This window comes from Geodermatophilus sp. Leaf369, assembly GCF_001424455.1.
Classification (GTDB): Bacteria; Actinomycetota; Actinomycetes; order Mycobacteriales; family Geodermatophilaceae; genus Klenkia.
Map to the genome: position 1 here is coordinate 785,384 of NZ_LMQA01000002.1, position 23,570 is coordinate 808,953.

The 23,570-nt window shown below is 76.0% G+C and carries 26 protein-coding genes and 3 tRNA genes; 12 read left to right on the forward strand and 17 right to left on the reverse strand.

Annotation, left to right across the window (positions count from 1 at the left end; all coding sequences use genetic code 11):
- The first annotated feature begins 43 nt into the window (after positions 1-43).
- Genes pcaH through pcaC form a run of 5 tightly spaced genes read left to right on the forward strand, consistent with a single transcriptional unit; the run spans position 44 to position 3,937 of the window.
- Entirely contained in the window at positions 44-784 is a 741-nt protein-coding gene (gene pcaH, locus ASG36_RS12570) for a protocatechuate 3,4-dioxygenase subunit beta (RefSeq protein WP_082523049.1), read from the forward strand.
- Positions 781-1,437: a protocatechuate 3,4-dioxygenase subunit alpha gene (gene pcaG, locus ASG36_RS12575; protein ID WP_082523050.1), complete on the forward strand. Its 657-nt coding sequence runs from the start codon at positions 781-783 to the stop codon at positions 1,435-1,437. Before pcaH ends, pcaG begins: the two co-directional genes overlap by 4 nt.
- 10 nt (positions 1,438-1,447) lie before the next feature.
- Positions 1,448-2,770, forward strand: coding sequence for a 3-carboxy-cis,cis-muconate cycloisomerase (gene pcaB / locus ASG36_RS12580; protein WP_055764233.1), 1,323 nt, complete (start codon positions 1,448-1,450; stop codon positions 2,768-2,770).
- Positions 2,771-2,780: 10 nt separating this feature from the next.
- A complete protein-coding gene (pcaD, locus tag ASG36_RS12585) occupies positions 2,781-3,554 on the forward strand; it encodes a 3-oxoadipate enol-lactonase (RefSeq protein WP_055764236.1) in 774 nt (257 codons plus the stop codon).
- Positions 3,551-3,937: a 4-carboxymuconolactone decarboxylase gene (gene pcaC, locus ASG36_RS12590; protein ID WP_235494923.1), complete on the forward strand. Its 387-nt coding sequence runs from the start codon at positions 3,551-3,553 to the stop codon at positions 3,935-3,937. Before pcaD ends, pcaC begins: the two co-directional genes overlap by 4 nt.
- 70 nt (positions 3,938-4,007) lie before the next feature.
- On the opposite strand, the gene ASG36_RS12595 is transcribed toward pcaC, so the two are convergent.
- The gene (locus ASG36_RS12595) at positions 4,008-5,324 is read right to left on the reverse strand and encodes a hypothetical protein (protein WP_055764240.1); all 1,317 of its coding nucleotides are present in this window, start codon (positions 5,322-5,324) and stop codon (positions 4,008-4,010) included.
- An 853-nt stretch (positions 5,325-6,177) separates the two neighbouring features.
- Here ASG36_RS12595 and ASG36_RS12600 point away from each other — a divergent pair.
- The 6 genes from ASG36_RS12600 to ASG36_RS12625 are packed head-to-tail and all read left to right on the forward strand — an operon-like array spanning position 6,178 to position 12,409.
- Positions 6,178-7,440, forward strand: a complete 1,263-nt coding sequence (locus ASG36_RS12600) for a glycosyltransferase (protein WP_200944457.1) — start codon at positions 6,178-6,180, stop codon at positions 7,438-7,440.
- Positions 7,437-8,408: a glycosyltransferase gene (locus ASG36_RS12605; protein WP_055764241.1), complete on the forward strand. Its 972-nt coding sequence runs from the start codon at positions 7,437-7,439 to the stop codon at positions 8,406-8,408. The genes ASG36_RS12600 and ASG36_RS12605 overlap by 4 nt, the downstream gene beginning before the upstream one ends.
- Complete coding sequence (locus tag ASG36_RS12610; protein WP_055764244.1) at positions 8,405-9,202, forward strand: galactosyltransferase-related protein; 798 nt, start codon at positions 8,405-8,407, stop codon at positions 9,200-9,202. Before ASG36_RS12605 ends, ASG36_RS12610 begins: the two co-directional genes overlap by 4 nt.
- Positions 9,199-10,215, forward strand: a complete 1,017-nt coding sequence (locus ASG36_RS12615) for a glycosyltransferase (protein WP_235494925.1) — start codon at positions 9,199-9,201, stop codon at positions 10,213-10,215. The genes ASG36_RS12610 and ASG36_RS12615 overlap by 4 nt, the downstream gene beginning before the upstream one ends.
- Positions 10,212-11,126 carry a hypothetical protein gene (locus ASG36_RS12620; RefSeq protein WP_055764250.1) on the forward strand — a complete coding sequence of 305 codons (915 nt, stop codon included), beginning with the start codon at positions 10,212-10,214 and terminating at the stop codon, positions 11,124-11,126. Before ASG36_RS12615 ends, ASG36_RS12620 begins: the two co-directional genes overlap by 4 nt.
- Entirely contained in the window at positions 11,120-12,409 is a 1,290-nt protein-coding gene (locus ASG36_RS12625) for a glycosyltransferase (protein WP_055764253.1), read from the forward strand. The genes ASG36_RS12620 and ASG36_RS12625 overlap by 7 nt, the downstream gene beginning before the upstream one ends.
- A 63-nt stretch (positions 12,410-12,472) precedes the next feature.
- Here ASG36_RS12625 and ASG36_RS12630 read toward each other — a convergent pair whose 3' ends face one another.
- The 12 genes from ASG36_RS12630 to ASG36_RS12685 form a co-directional block, all read right to left on the reverse strand.
- On the reverse strand, positions 12,473-12,862 hold the full coding sequence (locus ASG36_RS12630) for an STAS domain-containing protein (protein ID WP_055764256.1): 390 nt from the start codon (positions 12,860-12,862) through the stop codon (positions 12,473-12,475).
- A 28-nt stretch (positions 12,863-12,890) separates the two neighbouring features.
- Complete coding sequence (locus ASG36_RS12635) at positions 12,891-14,438, reverse strand: cell wall metabolism sensor histidine kinase WalK (protein ID WP_082523052.1); 1,548 nt, start codon at positions 14,436-14,438, stop codon at positions 12,891-12,893.
- A gap of 7 nt (positions 14,439-14,445) precedes the next feature.
- Positions 14,446-15,189: a response regulator transcription factor gene (locus tag ASG36_RS12640; protein WP_055764259.1), complete on the reverse strand. Its 744-nt coding sequence runs from the start codon at positions 15,187-15,189 to the stop codon at positions 14,446-14,448.
- Positions 15,190-15,194: 5 nt separating this feature from the next.
- Positions 15,195-15,473, reverse strand: a complete 279-nt coding sequence (locus ASG36_RS12645) for a ferredoxin (protein WP_082523054.1) — start codon at positions 15,471-15,473, stop codon at positions 15,195-15,197.
- Positions 15,470-16,654 (reverse strand): NADH-ubiquinone oxidoreductase-F iron-sulfur binding region domain-containing protein, encoded by a 1,185-nt coding sequence (locus ASG36_RS12650; RefSeq protein WP_055764262.1) that lies wholly within the window; start codon positions 16,652-16,654, stop codon positions 15,470-15,472. Before ASG36_RS12650 ends, ASG36_RS12645 begins: the two co-directional genes overlap by 4 nt.
- A gap of 5 nt (positions 16,655-16,659) precedes the next feature.
- On the reverse strand, positions 16,660-17,280 hold the full coding sequence (locus tag ASG36_RS12655; RefSeq protein WP_200944458.1) for a ferric reductase-like transmembrane domain-containing protein: 621 nt from the start codon (positions 17,278-17,280) through the stop codon (positions 16,660-16,662).
- Positions 17,277-18,212, reverse strand: coding sequence for an FAD:protein FMN transferase (locus ASG36_RS12660; protein ID WP_055764265.1), 936 nt, complete (start codon positions 18,210-18,212; stop codon positions 17,277-17,279). Before ASG36_RS12660 ends, ASG36_RS12655 begins: the two co-directional genes overlap by 4 nt.
- Positions 18,209-18,484, reverse strand: coding sequence for a hypothetical protein (locus ASG36_RS12665; protein ID WP_055764268.1), 276 nt, complete (start codon positions 18,482-18,484; stop codon positions 18,209-18,211). Before ASG36_RS12665 ends, ASG36_RS12660 begins: the two co-directional genes overlap by 4 nt.
- 101 nt (positions 18,485-18,585) lie before the next feature.
- A tRNA-Phe gene (locus ASG36_RS12670) sits at positions 18,586-18,659 on the reverse strand.
- Between the two features lie 47 nt (positions 18,660-18,706).
- Positions 18,707-18,780: transfer RNA gene (locus ASG36_RS12675), tRNA-Asp, on the reverse strand.
- Between the two features lie 21 nt (positions 18,781-18,801).
- Positions 18,802-18,874, reverse strand: a tRNA-Glu gene (locus tag ASG36_RS12680).
- A gap of 81 nt (positions 18,875-18,955) precedes the next feature.
- Positions 18,956-19,540, reverse strand: a complete 585-nt coding sequence (locus ASG36_RS12685; protein WP_082523056.1) for a hemerythrin domain-containing protein — start codon at positions 19,538-19,540, stop codon at positions 18,956-18,958.
- Positions 19,541-19,684: 144 nt separating this feature from the next.
- Here ASG36_RS12685 and ASG36_RS12690 point away from each other — a divergent pair, with 144 nt between their 5' ends.
- Positions 19,685-20,338 (forward strand): hypothetical protein, encoded by a 654-nt coding sequence (locus ASG36_RS12690; RefSeq protein WP_055764270.1) that lies wholly within the window; start codon positions 19,685-19,687, stop codon positions 20,336-20,338.
- A 1-nt stretch (position 20,339) separates the two neighbouring features.
- Here ASG36_RS12690 and ASG36_RS12695 read toward each other — a convergent pair whose 3' ends face one another.
- The 4 genes from ASG36_RS12695 to ASG36_RS12710 all read right to left on the reverse strand — a co-directional run bounded on the left by ASG36_RS12695 (position 20,340) and on the right by ASG36_RS12710 (position 23,476).
- Complete coding sequence (locus ASG36_RS12695) at positions 20,340-20,672, reverse strand: hypothetical protein (RefSeq protein ID WP_055764273.1); 333 nt, start codon at positions 20,670-20,672, stop codon at positions 20,340-20,342.
- Between the two features lie 18 nt (positions 20,673-20,690).
- Positions 20,691-22,223, reverse strand: a complete 1,533-nt coding sequence (locus tag ASG36_RS12700; protein WP_235494926.1) for a metallophosphoesterase — start codon at positions 22,221-22,223, stop codon at positions 20,691-20,693.
- 72 nt (positions 22,224-22,295) lie between these two features.
- Entirely contained in the window at positions 22,296-22,895 is a 600-nt protein-coding gene (wrbA, locus tag ASG36_RS12705) for an NAD(P)H:quinone oxidoreductase (RefSeq protein WP_055764279.1), read from the reverse strand.
- Positions 22,896-22,960: 65 nt separating this feature from the next.
- The gene (locus tag ASG36_RS12710) at positions 22,961-23,476 is read right to left on the reverse strand and encodes a GtrA family protein (protein WP_200944459.1); all 516 of its coding nucleotides are present in this window, start codon (positions 23,474-23,476) and stop codon (positions 22,961-22,963) included.
- Between the last annotated feature and the right edge of the window lie 94 nt (positions 23,477-23,570).

Here is a 23,570-nt window from a genome sequence, read left to right on the forward strand (position 1 = left end):
ACGAGAGTGCCAGAGACCCGGGTCACGTCGTACGTTGCGGCCCATGTCCGGCTCCCCGTCCTCGTTCGTCCTGCCGAGGTACCTGCCCGAGGACGGCGACCAGCGCACCCCGGTCGCCTCCCCCGGCTACCGGTCCACCGGCCTGCGCGCTCCGTTGCGCACCCCGGTCGACCTGCCGCACCGCCTCACCGAGGTCACCGGCCCGGTGCTGGGTGAGGACCGGGTCGCTCCCGGGGACGCCGACCTCACGCTGCGCGCCGGGGGTGAGGCCCAGGGGCAGCGGATCATCGTGTTCGGCCGGGTGCTCGACAGCGGCGGCCGTCCGGTGCCGCACGCGCTGCTGGAGATCTGGCAGGCCAACGCCGCCGGCCGCTACCGGCACGTGGTGGACAACTGGCCCGCCCCGCTCGACCCGCACTTCGACGGCCTGGGCCGGGTGGTCACCGACTCCCTCGGCCGCTACGAGTTCACGACCGTCCAGCCCGGCGCCTACCCGTGGGGCAACCACCACAACGCCTGGCGCCCGGCGCACATCCACTTCTCGCTGTTCGGCACGGCCTTCACCCAGCGGCTGGTCACCCAGATGTACTTCCCGGGCGACCCGCTGTTCGGCCAGGACCCGATCTTCAACGCCATCCCGCCGGGCGCCCGCGACCGCGCGATCGCCACGTTCGACCTGTCCCGCACCCAGCCCGACTGGGCGCTGGCCTACGCCTGGGACATCGTCCTGCGCGGCACCGCTCAGACGCCCTTCGAGACCGACGAGGACGGGGACGTCGCGTGAGCGCCCACGACAGCGACCTGGTGCGCGACGCCGACGAGACCAACGACCGGCGGCCGGGCACCCCGCGCCGCGGCACCGGGTTCCTCGACGGGCCGCTCACCCTGCGCACCACCCCCAGCGCCACCGTCGGGCCCTACCTGGCCATCGGGTTGACCTGGCCGGACGGCCCGTTCGCCGTCGCCGAGGGCACCCCGGGCGCGGTCTGGCTGCGGGGCCGGGTGCTCGACGGCAACGGCGACGTCGTCCCCGACGCGATGGTGGAGACCTGGCAGGCCGACCCCGACGGCCGGTTCGCCCACCCCGACGACCCCCGCGGCGCGGCGACCACGGAGGGCTTCCGTGGCTTCGGCCGTTCGGACACCCGGGACGGCGAGTACGCGGTGTGCACCCTCAAGCCCGGCCCGGTGCCGGACGGCGAGGGTGGCTGGCAGGCCCCGCACGTCGACGTCTCGGTCTTCGCCCGCGGGCTGCTGGACCGGGTGGTCACCCGCGTCTACTTCGCCGACGAGGCCGACGCCAACGCCACCGACCCGGTGCTGGCCGGTCTGAGCGCCGAGCAGCAGGCCACCCTGGTCGCCCGGCCGACCGAGGACGGCTACCGGCTCGACGTGCACCTGCAGGGAGACAGCGAGACCGTCTTCTTCGCGGTGTGAGGATGGGCGCGTGACGGGACTCTGGGACGGCACGTTCGCACGCGGGGGAGCGGCTGCGGCGGTCTCCGACGAGGCCTGGCTGCAGGCCATGCTGGACGTCGAGGCCGCGCTCGCCCGGGCCGCGGCCCACGTCGGGCTGGTCGCCGAGACCTCCGCCGCCGAGGTCACCCGGCTCGCCGGGCAGCCCGGCTCGCTGGACCTGGCCACCGTCGTCGCGCACGCCGCGGACGCCGGCAATCCGGTGCCCCCGCTGGTCCGGGCGCTCACCGACGCGGTCGGCCCGCACGCCGCCGCGGCCGTGCACGTGGGCGCCACCAGCCAGGACGTCGTCGACACCGCGCTGGTGCTCGTCGCCCGCCGGGCCCTCGCCGCCGTCGACACCGACCTCGCCGCCGCGGCCGACGCCGCGGCCCGGTTGGCGAGCGAGCACCGGGACGACGTCACCATCGGGCGCACCCTGCTGCAGCAGGCGCTGCCCACCACGATCGGGCTCAAGGCCGCGGTCTGGCTCGCCGCCCTCGACGGTGCCCGCGCCCGGCTGCGCGCCGTGGACGCCTCGCTGCCGGTGCAGTACGGCGGCGCGGTCGGCACGCTGGCCGCCAGCCGCGGCTCCGGCGTCGACCTCCGCGCGGCGCTGGCCGAGGAGCTCGGGCTGCAGACCACCGCCGTCCCCTGGTTCACCACCCGGCTGCCGGTCGCCGACCTGGCCGGTGCCCTCGGTGCTGCCGCCGGCGTCGTCGCCACGGTCGCGGTGGACGTGGTGCTGCTGGCCCAGACCGAGGTCGCCGAGGCGGCCGAGTCGGGCGAGGGCCGCGGCGGCTCCTCGGCCATGCCGCACAAGCGCAACCCGGTCGCCGCGATCTCCGCCCGGGCCTGCGCCCGCCGTGCCCCCGGCCTGGTCGGCACCCTGTTCGGGGCGATGGAGCAGGAGCACGAACGCTCCGCCGGCGCCTGGCACAGCGAGTGGCCCACCCTCTCGGCGCTGCTGGCCACGGTCGGTTCGGCCGCGGCCTGGCTGGCGGACTGCCTGGGCGGGTTGACCGTCGACACCGCCCGCGCCGCCGCCGTGGTGGACGCCGCCGGGGGCGCGCAGCTGGCCGGCGCGCTGGCCGACGCGCTCACCGGGAGCCTGGGCCGCGGGCCCGCCCACGACGCCGCCGCCGACGCCGTCCGCACCGCCGCCCGGGAGGGCCGCACCCTGGCCGACGTCGTCGCCGAGCGGACCGACGTCGACGTCGCCGCACTGCTCGCCCACGCCACCCCCGACGTCGGCGAGGCCGGCGCACAGACCGACGCGGCACTCGCCGCGCACACCGTCTCGATGCAGGACTGAGAGGAACCCCGTGCCCCCGATCGACGTGCACGCCCTCGTGGAGGGCCCGGCCGACGCACCCGTCGTCGTGCTGTCCAACTCCCTCGGCGCGACCCTGGCCATGTGGGACCCGCAGGTGCCCGCGCTGACCGAGCGCTACCGGGTGGTCCGCTACGACACCCGGGGCCACGGCCGCTCCCCGGTGCCCGACGGCGACTCCACGATCGACGACCTGGCCGACGACCTCGTCGCCCTGCTCGACCGGCTGGACGTCCAGCGGGCCCACGTCGTCGGGCTGTCGATCGGCGGCATGACGGCGATGCGGCTGGCTGCCCGGAACCCCGAGCGGGTCGACCGGCTCGCGCTGCTGTGCACCTCGGCGCACACCGGCAACCCCGACGCCTGGGTGGAGCGGGCGCAGACCGCCCGCACCCAGGGCACCGGCGCGCTGGCCGAGACCGTCGTCGGGCGCTGGTTCACCCCGGACTTCGCGGCGGCGAACCCCGGGCTGGTCGCCGAGATGCGGGCCACCATCGAGGGCATCTCCGACGAGGGCTACGCCAGCTGCTGCGCCGCCGTCGGGGGCATGGACCTGCGCGCGGACCTCGCCCGGATCACCGCGCCCACCCTGGTGGTCAGCGGCCTGGACGACCCGGCGCTCCCCCCGGAGCACCAGACCGCGATCGCCGAGGCGGTCCCCGAGGCACAGCTGCTGCAGCTCACCCCGGCCGCGCACATCGCCAACCTCGAGCAGCCGCAGCAGGTCACCGACGCGCTGCTGGCCCACCTGGGCAGTGCCTCGTGAGCACCGACGAGGAGCGCCGCGAGGCCGGCATGCGCACCCGCCGCGAGGTGCTCGGCGACGCGCACGTCGACCGCGCCGTCGCCGCCGTCACCCCGCTGACGGCCGACTTCCAGGACTTCATCACCCGGGTGGCCTGGGGTGACCTCTGGCAGCGCCCCGGTCTGGACCGGCGCACCCGCTCGATGCTCACCCTGGCGATCACCGCCTCGCTGCGGCACTGGGACGAGTTCGCGCTGCACGTGAGGGCTGCGGTGCACAACGGCCTGACCGACGAGGAGATCGCCGAGGTCTGCCTGCACACCGCGGTCTACGCCGGCGTCCCCGCCGCCAACCACGCCCTCGCCGTCGCCAAGCCCATCCTCGCCGAGCTCCGCACCCCCTGACCGCCCAGCGCACGAAGCGCCCTTTCCGGGATCCCGGAAAGGGCGCTTCCTGCGATGGCCACCCGTCGGGTCAGCCGGCGGGGACGGAGACAGCGAAGGACAGGGTGTTCGGCTGGAAGTCGACCGTCGCGGTGTCCGGGTAGGTGAAGACGCCGCCGAAGGTCAGCGTGCCCTCGGTGAAGTCGGCCGGGACGTCGAACGCCGTCCCCACCAGGCTCGGGTCGGGCACCAGGTCCTGGCTGGGCACCACGGTGCCGTCGGGGAGCGTCAGCGTGAAGTACTCCGCCGGGCCCTCGCCGCCACTGAGCCCGTCGGCCACCAGGTCGGTGTCGAGCACCAGGAACGCCCGGTCGGGGCCCGAGGGCAGGGCGGTGACGTTGGTGCCCGCGTAGTAGGACAGCTCGGCGCTCTGGATCGTCACGGTGAAGGTGAACGGAGTCGTCACCCGGCCCGGGGCGCTGATCACGCCCGGGATCTGCTGGGCCGGCACCGGTGCGGCCTCGGTGTTCTCCCGCACCAGCACCTGCAGGTTGTCCGGACCGGGGGTGCCGTCGACCAGCGACAGCGTCTGCACCACGTCGCCGTCGGTCACGACGAGGTCCAGGGTTGCGCCCTCGGGGACCGAGAGCAGCCCCTCGATGCTCGCACCGGGGCTGACCAGGGCGGAGTCGACCGGGACCTCGTCGCCCCCGTCGACCCGGTAGGCCAGCGACGGTGCGGTGTTGGACAGGCCGATGCCGGAGTCGAGCTGGTAGCCGAACACCCGGAACACCTCGCCCTCGGCGGGGCGGCGGGCGTCGTCGCCGGTGCCCACCCGGTCGGCCTCGCCGACCTCGGTCACCGTCACCCGCGCGGCAGGGCCGGCCAGCACGGCCGGGCCGGAGGGGGCCTCCAGCGTGACGTCGTCGAAGGGGCCCTCGGCGGTGTAGCCGGGCTCGGCGCGCTGCGGCTCGGGCACCTCCAGGCCCCCGGCGCCGTCCGGCGGGGAGGACCCGTCGGGCCGGCTGAGCAGCTCACGGTCGCCGATCGGCTGCGGCTCGGGGTCGCTCGGCTCCGCGGCGACCTCCAGGGTCACGTCGCCCGACCCGGCGGACGGCGTCACCGGCAGCTGCAGGTACTGGGCCTCGGTGTCGCCGTCGACGAAGAGCACCGGGCCGCACACCAGGTCGTCCTGCACGTCGGTGGTGTCGGCGTCCAGGTACCGGTAGAAGCAGGCCGTGTCGTCGCTGCTGGCGCCGTTGCGGCTGCTGACGTAGGCGTCGATCGCGCTCTCGCCGTCGGTGAGCACCTTCTCGGGCTCGGTGACGGTGCGCCCGGCGTAGGTGAAGTCGCCGCCGCGCAGGAAGAAGAAGAGGCCACCGGCGACCAGGAGCGCGACCAGCAGCACCGCGCCGCCGATGACCAGCGGCTTGCGGCTGGACCTCGTCGCCGGCTGGGCGGTCCAGGGGGCCGGCTGGCCACCCTGCGGGGACCACCCACCGGCCGCGGACGACGACGAGCCACCGGGCTGGCCGGACGGACCGGACTGCGGGGGGACGGCGCCGAACTGGCGGGTGTCCTCACGCGGCGCCCACCCCTGTTGACCGGGTCCCTGCTGGCCGGGAGGCGTGGCCCACGGCGGAGCCGGCGGTCGCGGGCCCTGCTGACCGGGACCCTGCGGACCCTGCGGACCTGGCCCCTGCTGACTTGGCCCCTGCTGACGGGGCCACCCCGACGGCGGCACCGGGGGACGACCGGGCGGGGGCCCCTGGGGACCCTGCTGACCGGGCCCCTGCGGGCCCTGGGGGCCGGGCCCGTGGGGACCGGGCCCCTGCGGGCCGCCGGGGCGCTGGGCGCCCCAGCCGCCCGGCTGTCCACCCGGTGTGCGGTCGTCCCCGCGCTCGGTCACGGTTCCCCCTCGTCGACGGGACCGGGGTGGCGCAGGAGGCCCAGACGTCCCCGGTCGGTGGCGGAACGCTACCGAACCGCTACCCGCGACCGCCTGCCGTGATCATCAGCACCCCCCGGAAGAGGCGGTTACGCAGACCACACACCGGGCCGGTGGTACATCGCACGCGACCTGGGGTCGCGGGGGGCCCCCCCGTCTGTGAAGATCAGGGCCGTTCGGTCCGATGACGCAGCGGACGGTGATCCGGGCCCGCGTCGTCGCCTCATGAAGCGGGGCCAGACCGCCACCCACCGCACCCCGCGGACCCACCGGTCCTGCGCGGGTGCTCCCCGCTTGGAGGTGTCGCCCGTCCGTGTCCGAGAACCCCGTGTCCCAGCAGCAGGACCCCCTCTCCACCACCCGGCCGGCCTCCGAGGGCCGCGGCCGCCGCTCCTCCGGCCTGGCCACCCTGCCCCGCCCGCGCCGCTCCACCCGGTTGCACACCGTCAGCTCGCTGCCGGTCGCCCCGGCCGAGCCCGGCCGACGGCTGCGGATCGCGCTGATCGCGTCCAGCCGGTTCCCCATCGCCGAGCCGTTCGCCGGCGGCCTCGAGGCGCACGTCTGGCAGCTCACCCGGTCCCTGGCCGCCCGCGGGCACGACGTGACGCTGTTCGCCGGGCCGGGGTCCGACCCGAGCCTGGGCGCCGAGAGCCTGCCGGTGCGCACCGTCGAGGTGAGCCCGGCCGCCCGCGCCGACGTGAGCATGGGCCCTGAGGTCTTCCTCGAGGACCACCACGCCTACCTGAGCCTGATGATGGAGCTCACCGGCGCCCGCGCGCACGACTTCGACCTGGTCCACAACCACTCGCTGCACTACCTGCCGATCGCGATGGCCCCGGCCCTGCGGGTCCCGATGGTGTCCACGCTGCACTGCCCGCCCACCCCGTGGCTGGAGTCGGCGCTGCAGAGCGGGACGCCGTCCCCGGTGCACCTGGTCGCGGTCAGCGGGCACACCGCGCGCGCCTGGTCCGGGGTGGCCGGCGTCCGCCAGCCCGTCGGCGTCGTCCCCAACGGCGTCGACCTGACCCGCTGGGTCGCCGGCCCCGGTGGCGGGCCGCTGATCTGGTCGGGCCGGATCGTGCCGGAGAAGGGCACCCACCTCGCCGTGCAGGCCGCGCTGGCCGCCGGCCGGGAGCTGCAGATCGCCGGTCCGGTGATCGACCACGGCTACTTCGAGCGGACCATCGAGCCCTTCCTGGGCCTGGGGGTCACCCACCTCGGGCACCTCGGCCAGGACGAGCTGGCCGCCGCCGTCGGCCGGGCCTCGGTCGCGCTGGTCACCCCGTGCTGGGACGAGCCCTACGGCCTGGTCGTCGCCGAGGCGCTGGCCTGCGGCACCCCGGTCGTCGCGTTCGCCCGCGGCGGCATCCCCGAGGTGCTGACCCCCGCGGTCGGTCGCCTGGTGCCCGCCGGTGACGTCGCCGCGCTGGCCGCGGCCATCCCGGAGGCCGAGGGCCTGTCCCGGGCCGCCGCCCGCGAGCGGGCCCGCACGCACTGCTCGGTGGACACCATGGTCACCCGGTACGAGCAGCTCTACGCGTCGCTGGTGAGCGCGGGCGTCACGGCGGCGCCGTGATCGGCTGGTACGTCCACCACCAGGGCCGCGGTCACCTGCACCGCGCGACCGTGGTGGCGGCCGCGCTGGACCAGCCCGTGGTCGGGCTGTCCTCGCTGCCCTCGCCGGGCGCGCCGTTCGCCGACTGGGTCCAGCTCGACCCCGACGACGCGCACCCGGCCGAGGAGGTCACCGCCGGCGGTGCCCTGCACTGGGCGCCCCGCGGGCACGACGGCATGCGCGCCCGGATGGCCCGGCTGGCCGCGTGGGTCGAGCGCGAACGCCCGGACGTCGTGGTCGTCGACGTGTCGGTCGAGGTCAGCGTCTTCCTGCGGCTGATGGGCGTGCCGGTGGTGGTCACCGCCATGCCCGGGGACCGCACCGACACCCCGCACACCACCGGGTACACCGTGGCCGACCGGGTGCTGGCCTTCTGGCCGCAGGACGTGCTCGACCCGCCGTGGCTGGCCGAGTACGGCGACAAGGCCGTGCACGTCGGTGCGGTCTCCCGGTTCGACGGCCGCGAGCCCGCCCCCCGTGCGCAGGGCACGGCCGTGCTGCTGGCCGGCGGCGGCGGCAGCGCCGTCACCGCCGCGGACGTCGACGCGCTGCGGGCCGCGACCCCCGAGCTCACCTGGACCGTGCTCGGTGGCCCGGGTGAGTGGTCGGCCGACCCGTGGCCGCTGCTGTCGGCCGCCGACGTCGTGGTCACCCACGCCGGGCAGAACGCCCTGGCCGAGGTGGCGGCAGCGCGCCGTCCGGCCGTGGTGGTGGCCCAGGACCGGCCCTTCCGCGAGCAGCACCGCACCACCGAGGCACTGCACGACACCGGCATCGCCGTCGGCCTGCCCGTCTGGCCGGCCGCCGAGGAGTGGCCGGGACTGCTCGCCCGGGCGCAGCAGCTGGGGGGCGGGGCCTGGGAGCGCTGGTCGCCCGGGGACGCCGCGCTGCGGGCCGCTGCCGTCGTCACCGAGGTGGCGCGGCGATGAGGACCGCCGTCGTCACCGTCGTGCACGGCCGGCATGACCACCTCGCCCTGCAGCTGGCCGGGCTCGCCGCGCAGACCCGCCCGGCCGACCGGCACGTCGTGGTCGCCATGGGGGACGACGGGGTGCGTGCCGCCGTCGGTGACCGGGCCACCGTGGTCGAGCTGCCCGCCGCCGACCGGCTCCCGCTGGCCGCGGCCCGCAACGCCGGGGCGGCCGCGGCGATCGCCGACGGCGCGCAGCTGCTGGTCTTCCTGGACGTCGACTGCGTGCCCGCGCCGACGCTGGTGGCCCGGTACGCAGCCGTCGCACAGGACGGTGTGCTCGACTCGGGACCCGTGAGCTACCTGCCCCCGCCGTCCGCCGCGGGCTACGACCTGGCCACCCTGCACACCCTCGCCGACCCGCACCCGGCCCGGCCGGTGCCCGCCGAGGGCACGGTGGAGACCGCCGCGGACCACCGGCTCTTCTGGTCGCTGTCGTTCGCGCTGACCACCGGCACCTGGACCCGGCTGGGCGGCTTCTGCGAGGCCTACGCCGGCTACGGCGGCGAGGACACCGACTTCGCCGAGACCGCGCACGCCGCTGGGGTGCCGCTGCGCTGGGTCGGGGGCGCCGCGGCGTTCCACCAGCACCACCCGGTGTCCCGCCCCCCGGTCGAGCACCTGGACGACGTGCTGGTCAACGGCCGGGTCTTCGCCGACCGGTGGGGCTGGTGGCCGATGCAGGGCTGGCTGGACGCCTTCGCCGAACGGGGCCTGGTGCGGCAGACCGACGACGGGTGGGTGGCCGCGTGATCCGGGTCGCGACCGTCCCCTACGCACACCCCTACCTCGACGCGGTGCTGCCGACCGAGGTCGTCCGGGTCGGCCCGCCGCCGCCGGACGGCGACCCCTGGGCGCCCAGCCCGTGGCTGGACCCGGCGTACCTGGCCGCGCACGCCGACGAGGTCGACGTCGTCCACCTGCACTTCGGCTTCGACGGACTGACCCCCGACGAGATGCTGGCCTGGACCGAGACGGTCCGGCGCAGCCGCGTCGCGCTCGTGGTGACCGTGCACGACCTGCGCAACCCGCACCACTCCACCCGGGAGCGGCACGACCGGCACCTGGCCGCCCTCCTCGGTGCCGCCGAGGTGGTGCTGACCCTCACCGAGGGCGCCGCGGACGAGATCGCCGAGCGGTTCCAGCGCAGCTGCATCGTCGTCGCGCACCCGGGCCTGGTCACCCCGCTGCGTGACGTCGGTCGGGAGCCCCGGTTGGTCGGGGTGCACCTGAAGTCGCTGCGCACCAACCTGCTCGACCCGCTGGACGTCGTCCGGGCGGCCGCGTCGGGTGCGGTGTCCGGGGGCGGGCGGCTGCGGGTCGACGTGCACGACGACGTCGACCTCGAGGCCCGGGTGCCCGGGCTGGTCGCCGGCGCCGAGCGCGGGGAGTACGAGCTCGCGGTGCACGGCCGCTACGACGACGACCAGCTCACCGCCTACCTGCAGTCCATCGCGGTCTCGGTGCTGCCGCACCGGTTCGGCACCCACTCGGGCTGGCTGGAGGCCTGCCGGGACGTCGGCACGCGGGTGGTGGCACCCACCTGCGGGCACTACGCCGACCAGTGGTCCGACGTGGTCACCTACGGCAACGACGAGGTCCGCGGGCTGGACACCGCCTCGCTCACCGGCGCCGTGCTGGTCGCGGTCACCCGGCCCTGGCCGCCGCGTGCGGACCCCGCCTGGCGGGCCGAGCAGCGCGCCCAGCTGCGCCGGGTGCACGCCCACGTCTACAGCCGGGTCGCCGCGGACCGCACCAGCTCGTGAGGGTCGGGCACCTGCTCGTCGGGCCGGCCGAGCACGGCGTCGTGCGGTACGCCCGCGAGGTGGCCGAGGGCGACGGGGGACCGCTGGTCGCCCCCGGTCCGGCCGACGTCGACGTGGTGCAGGTGCACTACACCGACCGGCTGTTCGCCCCCACCGCCGAGGCCAGCGCCGAGGCGTTCACCGCGGCGGCGGCCGGGCTGGGCCGCCCACTGGTGGTCACCCTGCACGACGTGCCGCCCGACGACGGCTCGGTGCTCCAGCAGCGCCGGGCCCGGGCCTACGCCGCGGTCGTGGCGACAGCGGCCACCGTGGTGGTCAACAGCGACCACGAGGCCGCCCGGCTCGCCGCGTTCTCCGACCGCACCCCGGTCGTCGTCCCGCTGCCGGTGATGACGCTGCCCGCCGGCCCGTTGCCTGAGCCGGACGGGCAGGTCGTCGTCCTCGGCTTCCTCTACCCGGGCAAGGGCCACGACGAGGCACTGCGCGCCCTGCCGGACGGCGTGGGGCTCACCGCGCTGGGCCGGCCCTCGGACGGGCACGACGACCTGGTTGCCGAGCTGTCCGCGCTGGGCCCGCTCACCGTCACCGGCTACGTGCCCGACGCCGAGCTGCCCGCCCGGCTGCGTGCCGCCTCGGTGCCGCTGGCCCCGCACCGGCACGTCAGCGCGTCCGGCTCGATCGGCAGCTGGCTGGCCGCCGGACGCCGGCCGCTGGTGCCCGACGTGGCCTACACCCGGGAGGTCGCCGCGCGGCTGCCCGGCACGCTCACGCTCTACGACGAGCTGGCGCCCGCGCTGGCCGCCGCACTCGCCGACCCCGCCTCCACCTGGCTGGCGCCCGGCACGCCCACCGGCGCCGACCTCGCCGGCACGGTCGCGGCCTACCGGGCCGTCTGGGCTGCCGCGTGCTGACCCTCCCCGACGGCCGGCACGTCGTGGCCGGCAACGACTGGTCCCCGCTCGCCGACGCGGTGCCGGCGCAGCCGCCCACCGTGTCGGTCGTCGTGCCGTACTACCGGGCCCAGGCCGAGCTGGACCTGGTGCTCGCCGGTCTTGCCGGGCAGACCCACCCGGCCTCCCGGTTGCAGGTGGTGGTCGCCGACGACGGCTCGCCCGAGCCGCCGCGGGTGCCGGCCGGGGTCACCGTCGTCCGGCAGGAGGACCGCGGGTTCCGGGCCGCCGCCGCACGCAACCTGGGCGCCCGGGCCGCCGACGGCGACGTGCTGCTCTTCCTGGACGGCGACACCGTGCCCGAGCCGGGCTACGTCGCCGAGCTGGCCGCGCTGCCCGCCCTGCTCCCCGACGCGCTGGTCACCGGCCGCCGCCGGCACGCCGACCTCGCCGGTTGGACCCCCGAGCGGCTGCACGCCTGGTTCGCCGGCGGTCCGGCGCCCGAGGAGCTCACCGAACCCGCCTGGCTGCGGCAGGCCGGGTCGCTGCTGGACGCCGACGACCGCTCCTACCGGTTCGTGATCAGCGCCGTCATGGGCGTGGGCCGCGAGCTGTTCACCGAGGTGGGCGGCTTCGACGAGACCTTCGGCGGCTACGGCGGCGAGGACTGGGAGCTGGCCCACCGGCTGGTCACCGCCGGCGCGGTGCTGGCCCACCGCGAGCGGGCGGTCGCCTGGCACGACGGGCCCGACTGGGGGTTGCGCGGGGACGACCCGGTCGCCGCCCGCCGGGAGAAGAACGCCGAGACCCGGTCGCTGGCCCGGCTGCTGCCCGACCCGGCGGCCCGCGGCGTGGGCGGCTGGTGGCCGCACCCCGACGTCGTCGTCCGGGTGGCGCCGGGTGCTGACGACGACGCCACCGTGCTCGGCGTCCGGTCGGTGCTGGCGTCGGGCCTGGACGTCCAGGTCTGGACGCCTGCTGCCGACCTGTTCGACGGCGACCCGAGGGTGCACGCGGGCGACCCGCCGCCGGCGGTGCTGGCCCGCTGCCGCACCCAGGTCGACCTCGTCGAGCCGCTGCTGTGGGCCCGCGGTGGGCTGGCCGCGCTGGTCGAGCGGGTGCGCCCGGGCGGGGTCGGGCAGGTGCGTGGCGCCGTGGTGACCGTGTCGGCCACCCGGGCCCTGCGCCGGGCCGCCCGCTGGGACCTCCCGCTGGACGCCCTCTTCGGCACCGCCGACGTCGTCCCCGACGCGCAGCCCCCCGGCCCGCACCCCGACCTGGCCCACCACCTCCCCCGCCTCTGATCCCAGAAACCGCGGTTTCCGGGGCTGGGGAGCGCCCCAGAAACCGCGGTTTCTGGGATCGCGTCAGGGGGTGTGGCGGCCGTCGACGATCTGGAAGCGGTGCCAGAGGCCGGACAGCTGGAGCGGGCGGGCGACGGCGGTGGTGCCGACCAGCAGCTGCAGCTCCGAGCCGCGGCCCTCGAGCATCCGGTGCACCTGGACCACGGTCGACAGCCCCGCGGAGTTGAGGAACGTGACGCCGTGCAGGTCCAGCTGCATCTTCTTGGGCGGCTGGTCGCCGAGCAGCAGGTCGGTGACCACCCGGATCAGCGGCTTGCGGGCCTCGGCGGTGAGCTCGCCGACGACGGTCACGCAGGTCACGCCGGGGGACGGCGTCGACGTGGACACCTCGGGGGCGGCGTCGACGGCAGCGTCGGCGGGGCTCTCGGACGGCGGGGTGTCGGGGCTCGTCATGTGCCAGCCCTACCCGGCTGTCCGGCGATCACGCCAGGGACTCCGGGTCGGCTTCCCGGGCGACCTCGGTGGCGTGCGGCAACCGGAGGGTGAACACGGTGCGCCCGGGCTCGCTGGCCACCGAGACCGTGCCGTGGTGGGCGGTGACGACGGCGTCCACGATCGCCAGGCCGAGGCCGGTGGAGCCGGCCTGCCGGGAGCGGGAGGAGTCACCGCGGGCGAAGCGCTCGAAGACGTGCGCGACCAGCTGCGGGGGGATGCCCGGACCGTCGTCCACCACCTGGAGCACGGCCCAGCCGGCCTCGGTGCGCAGCCGGACCGTCGCGGTCGTGCCCTCGGGGGTGTGCGTGCGGGCGTTGGCGAGCAGGTTGGCCAACACCTGGTGCAGCCGCACCGGGTCGCCGGGCACCAGCACGCCGGCGTCGGGGAGGTCCACCCGCCAGTGGTGGTCGGGGCCGGCCACGTGGGCGTCGGAGACGGTGTCGACGACGAGGGCGGCGAGGTCCACCTCGCCCAGGGACAGGTCGCGCCCGGCGTCCAGGCGGGCCAGCAGCAGCAGCTCCTCCACCAGCACCGACATCCGCACCGCCTCGGACTCGACCCGGCGCAGCGCGTGCCCCACCTCGGGCTGCACGTCGGTGTGCTGGCGGCGGACCAGCTCGGCGTACCCGCGGATGGAGGCCAGCGGGGTGCGCAGCTCGTGGCTGGCGTCGGCGACGAACTGGCGCACCTGGGTCTCGCTGGCCTGGCGGGCGGTGAGCGAGCCCTCGACGTGGTCCAGCAGCCGGTTCAGCGCGGTGCCGACCTGGCCGACCTCGGTGCGGGTGTCGGTGTCCCCGGGCGGCACCCGCTCGGCCAGCGTGACCTCGCCGGTGGCCAGCTGCAGCTCCGAGACCCGGGTGGCGGTGGCGGCGACCCGGTCCAGCGGGCGCAGCGTGCGCCGGATGACCACGGTGGCCGCCAGCGCGGCCGCGACCAGGCCGAGCAGGCCGACCAGCACCTCGACGGCGACCAGGATCCGCAGCGCCTGGTTGGCGCCCTGCAGCGGCAGCCCGGTGACGATGACGTCGCCGTCCGGGGTCCGGCTGGCGACGACCCGGTAGTCGCCCAGGTCCCCGCCCAGGTCCACGGTGCGCGGGCCGCTGCCGGGGTCGACCGCGGCCACGGTCGACCCCTGCGCGGCGGTCAGCGTGGTGGTGGCGAACCGGTCGCCGAGCACGGTGGAGGTGGTGCACTCCCCGTCGACGACCGTCGCGGTGAGGGTGCCGGCACCCTGGCCGCGGACGTCGAGGAAGTCCGGCTCGTCGCCGTCCCCGTCGCCGTCCTCGTCGCCGCCCTGCGGGGCGCCGCTGGGCGGGCCGTACCCCTGGGCTGTCTCGGTGGCCCGGTAGTCCGCGGCGGCCAGTCGCTCGTCGACCTGGCTGACCAGCTGGTGGCGCAGGGTGAGGGTGGAGACCACCCCGACCAGTGCCAGCACCACGAGCGTCGGGACGAGGAAGGCCACCAGCAACCGCGCCCGCAACGACAGCCGCCGGCGGTGGCCGGGGGGAGTCGTCGCGGGCGCGGGAGGGGTCACTCGGGGGTCAGACGGCGGGCTTGATCACGTACCCGGCGCCCCGCAGCGTGTGGATCATCGGGGAGCGACCGGCGTCGATCTTGCGGCGGAGGTAGGAGATGTAGAGCTCGACGATGTTGCCCTGGCCGCCGAAGTCGTACTGCCACACGCGGTCCAGGATCTGGGCCTTGGACAGCACCCGCTTGGGGTTGCGCATCAGGTAGCGGAGCAGCTCGAACTCGGTGGCGGTGAGCCGGACGTCGTCGCCGCTGCGGGTGACCTCGTGGGACTCCTCGTCCAGGGTCAGGTCGCCGACGACCAGCAGGCCGTCGTCGGCCACCACGCGGGAGGTGCGGCGCAGCAGGCCACGCAGCCGGGCAGCCACCTCCTCGAGGGAGAAGGGCTTGGTCACGTAGTCGTCACCGCCGGCGGTGAGCCCGGCGATCCGGTCCTCCAGGGCGTCCTTGGCGGTCAGGAAGACCACCGGCACGAGCGGCTGGTCCGCGCGCACCCGGCGCAGCACCTCGAGGCCGTCCATGTCGGGCAGCATCACGTCGAGCACGACGGCGTCCGGGCGGAACTCCCGGGCGGCCTTGACGGCCTCGGTGCCGTCGGAGGCGGTCTTGACGTCCCAGCCCTCGTAGCGCAGGGCCATGGACAGCAGCTCGCAGATGGAGCGCTCGTCGTCGACGACCAGCACCCGCAGGGCGCTGCCGTCCGGTCGGGTCAGCTGCGCCCGGGAGCCTGTCGAGGTGGGGATCGTCGCGGTCATGGCAGTCACTGTGCGAGCCCTCCCTGCGCGTTCCCTGTGAGCACCCCAGGAGGTGTCTGTCGACCTGCCGAGCGCCCGGAGTCTGCCGCACGGTCCAGGTGCAGGGCGCGTGCGGGGCAGGCCGCGACGGCACGCCGGGCCGGACGGCGCAGGTCGTCGGGCAGCGCGCCCGAGGCCAGCAGGGGGTGGCCCCACTCGTCCAGGGCGATCGCCTCGGGCAGCAGCTCGGCGCACACGCCGTGCCCCTGGCAGCCGATCGGGTCCACCCGCAGCCGGTCGCTCACCGGGTCACCGCGGGCACGGGCAGGAACGGCCGTGCCGACGACGACGCGGTGCACCAGCCCGCGCCGTGCGCGGCCAGCTCCGGGGCGAACACCCGCAGGGCGCTGGCCACGAACCGGACGCTGCCGTCGGGGTGGCTGCAGGCGCCGCGGCCGACGACCAGGCCCGACCAGCGGGCGACGTCGTCCAGCAGGCCGGCCGGGGGCGGTCCCGGGCGGGCCAGCCGGTCCAGGGCGGCGGCGATCCGGGGGAGCCCGTTCAGGCAGGGCCCGCACTGGCCGGCGGACTGGGCGGCCAGGTAGCCGACCACGGTCGCGCTCTCCCGCAGCCCGCACCGGTCGGCGGGCAGCGCGGCGAGCACCCCGGCACCGAGCGCGGCGCCGTGCACGGCCAGCCCGTCGCGGTCCAGGGTCGCGCCGGCCGCGACGAGCGCGGGCAGCCAGCTGCCGTGGTACCCGCCGACCAGCACGGCCTGCACGCCGGCGTCCACGGTCAGCACGTCGCCCAGCCGGGCCCCCAGGGGCACCTCCGCGACGTCGACGGTGTGCCCGTGCCGGGTCACCAGGGTGTGCCCGGCAGCGGACTCCCCACGGGCCAGCAGCGCCAGGCGGGCCAGCGTCTCCACGTTCTGCACCAGCGTGGGCCGACCCCGCACCCCGCGCTGCCACACCGGGGGGTTCTTGCCGCGGGGCAGCGGCGGGCCGCCCTCGACCGCGGCGACCAGCGCGGTCTCCTCCCCGGCCAGGAACCGGTCGGCCAGTCCGACCAGCCGCACCCGGCCGCGGTCGCCCCGTTCGGCGAGGGCACGGTCCAGTCCGGCCAGCTGGTGGTGACCGGCGGCCAGGACGGCGGTGTCCGCGCCGACCGCCCGGGCGGCGAGGGCCAGGCCGTCCAGCACCAGGTGCGGGGAGCGGGCCAGCAGGGTCGCGTCCTTGGCCGCCGCGGGCTCGCCCTCCCCGCCGTTGCCGACGACGACGGCCGGGGTGCGCGCCGCACGGGCGGCATCCCGGACCGAGGCGAGCTTCCGGGCGGTGGGGAAGCCGGCGCCGCCGCGGCCGGTCAGCCCGGCGGCGGCGAGCACCGGGTCGCCGTGCGTGGGCAGGGGGCCGTGCGCGGCGAGGTGGGCGCCCAGCGAGGGGTCACCGGTGCCGAGCAGACCGCGGGTGATCGGGGGTGCGCTCACGGGGGTCACCTGTTCCGGAAGGGGGCGGGGGAGGGGCCGGCGGACACGGCGGCCAGCGCGGCGGGGGCCCGCTCCAGCGGGGGCCGGGAACGCAGCCGTCCGGTGGCGGCGACCGTCGAGGCGACGGCCACCGCGGCGGCGCAGGCCAGCGCGCCGGCGAGCACCCAGCCCGACCCGAGGTCGGTGCCGGCGCCCAGCCCGTGCAGGAAGGCCAGCGGCCACAGCGCGTAGGAGGTCCAGTGCACGCCGCGCCAGACGCGGGCCGGGTTACGGCCGCGCAGCAGGCTGGTCACCACGACCAGCGCGGTGAGGTCGACCGCCAGCGTGCCCAGGCCGACCCAGAACGGCTCGTAGCCCGACACGAAGGGGACGACGGTGTCCAGCCAGCCGATGCTCACGTAGGAGTCGACGACCGCGCTGACCACGTGCACGACCAGCAGCACCGCCGACACCAGCGACACGTTGCGGTGCAGGCCGACCACGCCGAAGCGCGGCAGACCGGGCAGCCGCACCTGCCGCTGGACGGCGACGCCGAGCACGACGGTCGCCGTCATCAGCAGCAGCGAGACCAGCCCGGTGGCCCGGTTGAGGTACCAGAGGAAGGCGCCGTCGGTCAGCGCGGTCACGCCGGCCACCCCCCGGCGGTGAGCACGTCGCCGTCCTCGGTGACGAGTCGGGCCGGGACGCCGAGCTCCCGCAGCCAGGGCAGGGCCCGGTGCCCGCGGACGACGCAGGCGGTGCTGACGGTGTTGGCGTCCACGCAGCTGCCCGCGGCGACGCTCACCGTCCGCCAGGCCGACCGGGCCGGCAGCCCGGTGCGCGGGTCCAGCAGGTGGTGCACCTCGACGCCCCCGTGCAGCCAGCGCCGGGCCCGGGTGCTGGAGGTGGCGAGCCCGCCGTCGGTCAGCGTGACCACGGCCGAGCCCGCCGGCGCCGGGCCGTCGGGGTCCCCGGTGACGTCGGAGACCCGCACCCTCCAGCCGCCCTCCGGGGCGGGCCCGGCCACGGCGACGTCCCCGCCGATCGAGACGAGCACCCCGGCCCCGGTGCGGCGGGTGATCTCGGCCGCGGCCCGGTCGGCGGTCCAGGCCTTGGCGGTCGCACCCAGGTCGAGCCGGACCCCGGCCGGCACCCGGACGCGGTTGCCCGGCACGTCGAGCTCGACGGTCTGCCAGCCGGCGACGGGGTGGACGACGCCGGGCACCGCGCCCGGGTCGATCCGGTCGAGGTCCCGGTCGTAGCCGAGCTCGGCCATGGCGCCGCCCACGGTGGGGTCGACGTCCCCGGCGGTGAGCCGGGCGGCCCGCACCGCCACCTGCAGGGCCTCGGTGAGCAGCGGGCTGACCGTCACCCAGCGGCCCTGCGCGCCGTCCAGCAGGGCCAGCTCGGCGTCCGGGCGGAACCGGCTGCAGGCCAGGTCCACGGTGGCCAGGTCGTCGACGAGCAGCTCACGGGCCTCGTCCAGCGCGGCGGGGTCGGTGACGGCCAGCCGCACCCGGCAGGTCCAGGCCTCCCAGTCCGCCGTCGCGACGGTGCGCGCCGGCAGGGTGCTGGTCACGAGCCACCGCTCGAGGCGTGCGAGCCGCCGCCGGCGGGGGCCGCCTGGCCGAGTCCGGTCGAGGGCGGGCCGCCGAACGGGACGGTGGGCCGGTCGGCGTCGGCCGGCACCTGCGTGGTGGTGGACGAGGACGCGGCAGCCGGGTGCTGGTCGGCGACCACGACGACGAGCGCCCCGGTGCCGACGACGGCCGCCCCGGCCAGCGACGCGGTCACCGCCCGCACGCGGCGGGTGCCCCGGCGGCGGGTCTCGAGCGGGTCGGTCTGCTCCACGGGTCCTCCTCAGGTCGTGGAGACGACTCTGCGGGGGCGGCCTCTGTGGACCAGGTGGAGGTGCTGTGCCGATCCTGTGGAAGGACTCGGCGGGAGTGGGGTGGCCAGGGGCGGGGTCGAACCGCCGACCTCTCGCTTTTCAGGCGAGCGCTCGTACCGACTGAGCTACCTGGCCCCGGTGCCGGCATCCTCGGGCTGGTGCTTTCCGTGGACATCGGTCGGCGACCCTGACGGGACTCGAACCCGCGACCTCCGCCGTGACAGGGCGGCGCGCTAACCAACTGCGCTACAGGGCCTTGCTGTTGTGCTGTGGTGCGTGCCCCCAACGGGGTTCGAACCCGTGCTACCGCCTTGAAAGGGCGGCGTCCTGGACCACTAGACGATGAGGGCTCGTGCTCGCTGGAGGCAGGACGAACCATACACGGCTCGCCCGACCCCCCGGGACAGGGGGTCGGACGAGCCAGGAGCTGCTCAGCCGTGGGTGACCGAGGTCGCCGCGACGGGGTGCTCGACCGGGTCGGCGACCGAGTGCGACCGGTACTGCTCGATGTAGGCCTCGGGCTCCTTGTCGTAGGTGATGCCCTCGCCGGAGTCGTGCGCGTACCGCCAGTCCAGCCAGCGCAGCGCCAGCTCGGCCCTCAGCTCGACCGAGGCGTTGCGGCGGAAGTCCGGCAGCGCGTCGTGCTCCTCCTCGGCCAGGTGGTCGTCGTTCTCCTCGCGGGCCTTGCGCACCGCCGCCCACCAGGCCTCGGTGCCCGGCTCCTCCTTGCCGGCGGCGGCCACGGCGTCCCGGATCTCGTCGTGGTCGCCGATCGCGTCGTCGGTCTCGTCGACGACGTCGCCCTCGGTCGCGTCGTCGTCGCCGGAGTCGCCGTACTTCAGCAGGTAGGGGTAGAACACCTCCTCCTCGCACGCGGCGTGCACGTCCAGCAGTCGGGCGAGGCCCTTCCAGATCATGCCGAGGGCGCGCGGGTCGTCCCAGACGTCGTCGAGCAGGGCGAACTGGCGGCGCATGGTGTGGTGGTCCTCGAGGACCAGGTCGGTGACGTCGAGCACGGGGGACCTTCCGGGGTGGGGTGTGGGGCCGGTGCGTCCTCCCCGGTGCCCGCCGAGGTGAAACGGCAGGGCAGCCTCACCTGCCCGGGGGAGGCCCGCGCGCCGGTCGGCCGCCATCGGGATCGGGGCTGCCAGGGTGGGGACATGCCACGCACCGCCCTGACCCGAGGACTGGCCGCCGTCCCGCTGTCCGCGCTGGTGCTGCTCGCCGGCTGCGGCGGCGGGGACACCGAGGAGACCTCGAGCAGCTCCTCACCGGCCGCCGCCAGCAGTTCCACGACCCCGACGACGACCACCGGGAGCGCCGGCACGCCCGCCGACGACACCGAGGACGACGCGGCGACCGACGCACCGCCCTTCCCGGCGGACACCGAGCCGGACACCGGCGAGGCGCAGGCCGGGGAGGGCCCGACGGTGGTCACCGACCTGCGGATCGGGGCCCACGACGGCTTCGACCGCGTGGTCTTCGAGGTCTCGGGCAGCGCCGTGCCGGGCTGGGACGTCGCCTACACCGACAGCGCGACGGCCGAGGGCACCGGCGACCCGGTGGACGTGCCGGGGACGACGTTCCTGCGGGTCACCCTGACCGGCGTCACGAACCCCTACGAGGCGCCCGACGTGCCCGAGATCGCCCGCGGGGGCACGGCCTCGGACACCGGGACCGTGCAGGGCGTCTTCTACGACTCGGTGTTCGAGGGCCAGGCGCTGGCCTACGTGGGTCTCGGCGCGGAGACCCCGTTCCGGGTCTACGCCCTCACCGGACCCTCGCGGGTCGTGGTGGAGGTCCAGACCCCCTGACCTACCCCAGCGAGGCCGACAGCTCCACGGAGTCGTCGCTGACGCTGGTGCAGGTCAGCTCCAGGGGTCCGGCGCTGACGCTCTCCCCGGCGGCGCAGGAGACCTCGGCGTCCCCGACCGACAGCGTGGCCCGGCCGTCCTGGGTGCCGGCGAACACCAGCGAGTTGCCGAGGATCGAGGCCTCCGAGCCCTCCCCGGTCAGGGTCGCCGTGCACTCCGAGCCCGAGCACGACACGTTGTTCGAGGTGAACGAGCAGCCGGCCAGCGGCACCAGGGCGAGGCCGCCGACCAGCAGCGGGACGGCGAGGCGGGCGGGGCGGGTCGTCAGGCGCATGGTGCCGCAGCGTAGGGCTCAGCCGGTCGGGCCCGCAGGAGCCTCGGTGGGTGTCCCGTCGGTGGGTGTCTCGTCGGTGGGTGTCTCGTCGTCCCCGGTGGGCAGCGGTTCGACGTACTGCCGCTGGATGGTCACCTCGGACTGGCCGAGGCCGCCCAGGGTGATCTCGTCCCAGGCGGTGAGCGCGCCGGTGGTGGGGTCCAGGTAGAGCACGGTGGCGCTGAGCGGGGTCGGGTCCTCGCCCTGCAGGCCGCGCAGCCCGGCGCCGCCGGTGGATCCCTCGACCATCAGCCGGGTGCCGTCCTCGAGCACCGACACCTCACGGGTGTGGGTGTGCCCGGCCAGCACGACGTCGACCACGCCGTCCAGCGGCGGGGCCTGCTTGGGGTCGTGCACCATCGCGATGGCCGGCGGGTCGTCGAGGGTCTCTGCGAAGTCACGCAGCTCCTCGCCGGTCTCCTCCAGCGTCTGGGTCTCGGGCATGGCGTCCTTGTCCGGGGTGAACCGGGGGTCGGGTGCGCCGACGACCTCGATCCCGGCCACCGTCGTCGCGGAGTCGTCGAGCACGACCGCGTTGGGCTGCGCGGCGACGGCCAGGGCGGTGTTCAGCGAGTCGTGGTTGCCCCGGATGTAGACGTAGGGGACGCCGAGGTCGCCGATCCAGTCGAAGGTCTGGTTCTCCGCGGCGCTGCCCCAGTCGACGATGTCGCCGGTGTCCAGCACGCCGTCGATGTCGAACTGGCTCACGATCTGCTCCACCAGGTCCGCCCCGGCGGGGTTGAGGTGGATGTCGGCGACGTGCAGCAGCGCCACGCTGTCGCCGGTGCCCGAGGGGTCGGGCAGCGTGGACACCGCGGAGTAGAGCGTGCTGACGTTGGTGACCAGGTCCTCCAGGGAGGCCCGGTAGGCGTCGTAGCGGGCCACGATGTCCTGCGCGCTGCCGATCAGGCTGTTGGCGTTGACCAGCAGCCCGGTGTACGTCGGCTGGGACAGCGCCTCCGGCCGCCAGGTCGCAGCCCCCAGGCCGGCGGTGCCGACCAGCAGCACGGTGGACAGCCCGACGGCGATCAGCGGCTCCCGCTTCCGGCGCAGCGCGACGAGGGAGAACAGCGCCGCACCGCCGATGCCGGCGGCGGCGGTGGTCCAGGCCAGCTGGACGACCGCGGCCTGCAGGTCGGCGCTGACCCGGTCGACGACCCCGTCGAGCTGACCGGGGTCGGTGGCCAGCTCCTGGGCCCGCAGCTGGTCGACCCGGCGCAGCTGCACGTCCAGCCGGAGCGGACCGTCGTAGGCGTCGACGGCGAGCGCGCCCAGCGGCGGGATCTCGAGCTCGGCCCCACCGTCGGTGGCCGGGGTGAAGGCGACGGTGGCGTCGAAGGGGCCGATCGGTGCCTCGACCCGGGCGAACAACAGCACACCCAGGGTGGCCCCGACCAGGGCGACGACGATGCGCTGCAACCAGCGGACCGGGCCCCGCAGCCGGCTGCGGCGGGCCGGGGTGGGGGTCGGGTCGCCCTCGACGTCGTCGCTGGTCACGGGCGGTGTCGTCACCGGGTCAGGGTAGTGAGCCCCTGGTGGGGCCGCGCCCGGACGCGAGCAGGCTCACGTCCGGGCGCGGGTGGTTCAGGAGGTGATCTTGGCGCTGATCTCGGCGAGCCGGCGGCCCTGGAAACGGGCTGCGGCCAGCACCTCGTCGGCGACGGCGTCGGGGTTGCCGCCCGAGGGGGCCGAGGTGCCGTAGGGGTTGCCGCCGGCGGCGAACAGCAGCGGGTCGGTGTAGCCCGGCGGGACGATGACGGCGCCGAAGTGGGAGAAGACGTTGAACAGCGTCAGGATGGTCGACTCGTTGCCGCCGTGGGTGTTCTGCGCGCTGGTGAACGCCGTGGCGCCCTTGTTCGCGAGCTTCCCGGTGCCCCACAGGCCGCCGAGGGTGTCGATGTAGCCCTTGAGCTGGGCGGACGGCGTCCCGAAGCGGGTGGGGGTCCCCAGGGCGTAGCCGTCGGCCCACTCCATGTCGTCCGGGGTGGCCAGCGGGACGTCGGCGACGGAGTCGGCGTGCGCGCGCCAGGCCGGGTTGGCGTCCAGTGCGGCGTCCGGCGCGGTCTCGGCGACGCGACGCAGGCGCACCTCGGCGCCGGCGTCCTGCGCGCCCTGGGCCACGGCCTGGGCGAGCTGGTGGGTGTTGCCGGTGGAGGAGTAGTAGACGACAGCGATCTTGGTCATGCGGGGAGGCCTCCGGGGTCTCGAGGACGGTTGCGTCCTCAACCACCTACCCGGTGAGCCCAGGACTACCCGCGCTGGAGCGAACGGGTGGTGAACACCCAGGCGCGCAGGGCCACGAAGCGGACCAGCCCGATGGCCCCGGTGACGGCGCCGATCAGCAGCACGTTCACCTGCCAGGTGGTGTCGCCCAGGAGCTGGTGGGCGAAGGCCAGCGCCAGCGAGGTGGCGACGAGACCGACGACGGCGAGGCCGCCGCCCTCCCACTGCGCGGTGAACCAGGAGACCCGGCCGTCGGCGTGGAAGGTGAGCCGGCGGTGCAGCTCGTTGGCCAGCAGCGTCGAGGCGATCGCGCCGGCGAGGTTGGCCGCCTGGTCGCCGAAGCCGTCGAGGGCGACGAAGAGGACGGCGTAGAGGGCGCTGGAGAGGCCGCCGACGAAGACGAAGCGGGCGAACTGGGCACTGCCGGCGTCGCCGTCGCGCAGGCCCTGCAGGAAGGAACGCACCCGGTGGGCCGACTCGTCCGCCGCGTCGGAGACGGCGTCCACCGCGGGGTGGCGGCGGAGCAGGGTCGGGCAGGTCACGGGGTTCTCCGATGGTGCGGTGGTGCTCGGCGGTGCGGGGGTCTCGCAACAGCTCTCGGTACTGCTTACGTGGCCAACCCCTGCAGCGGATGTG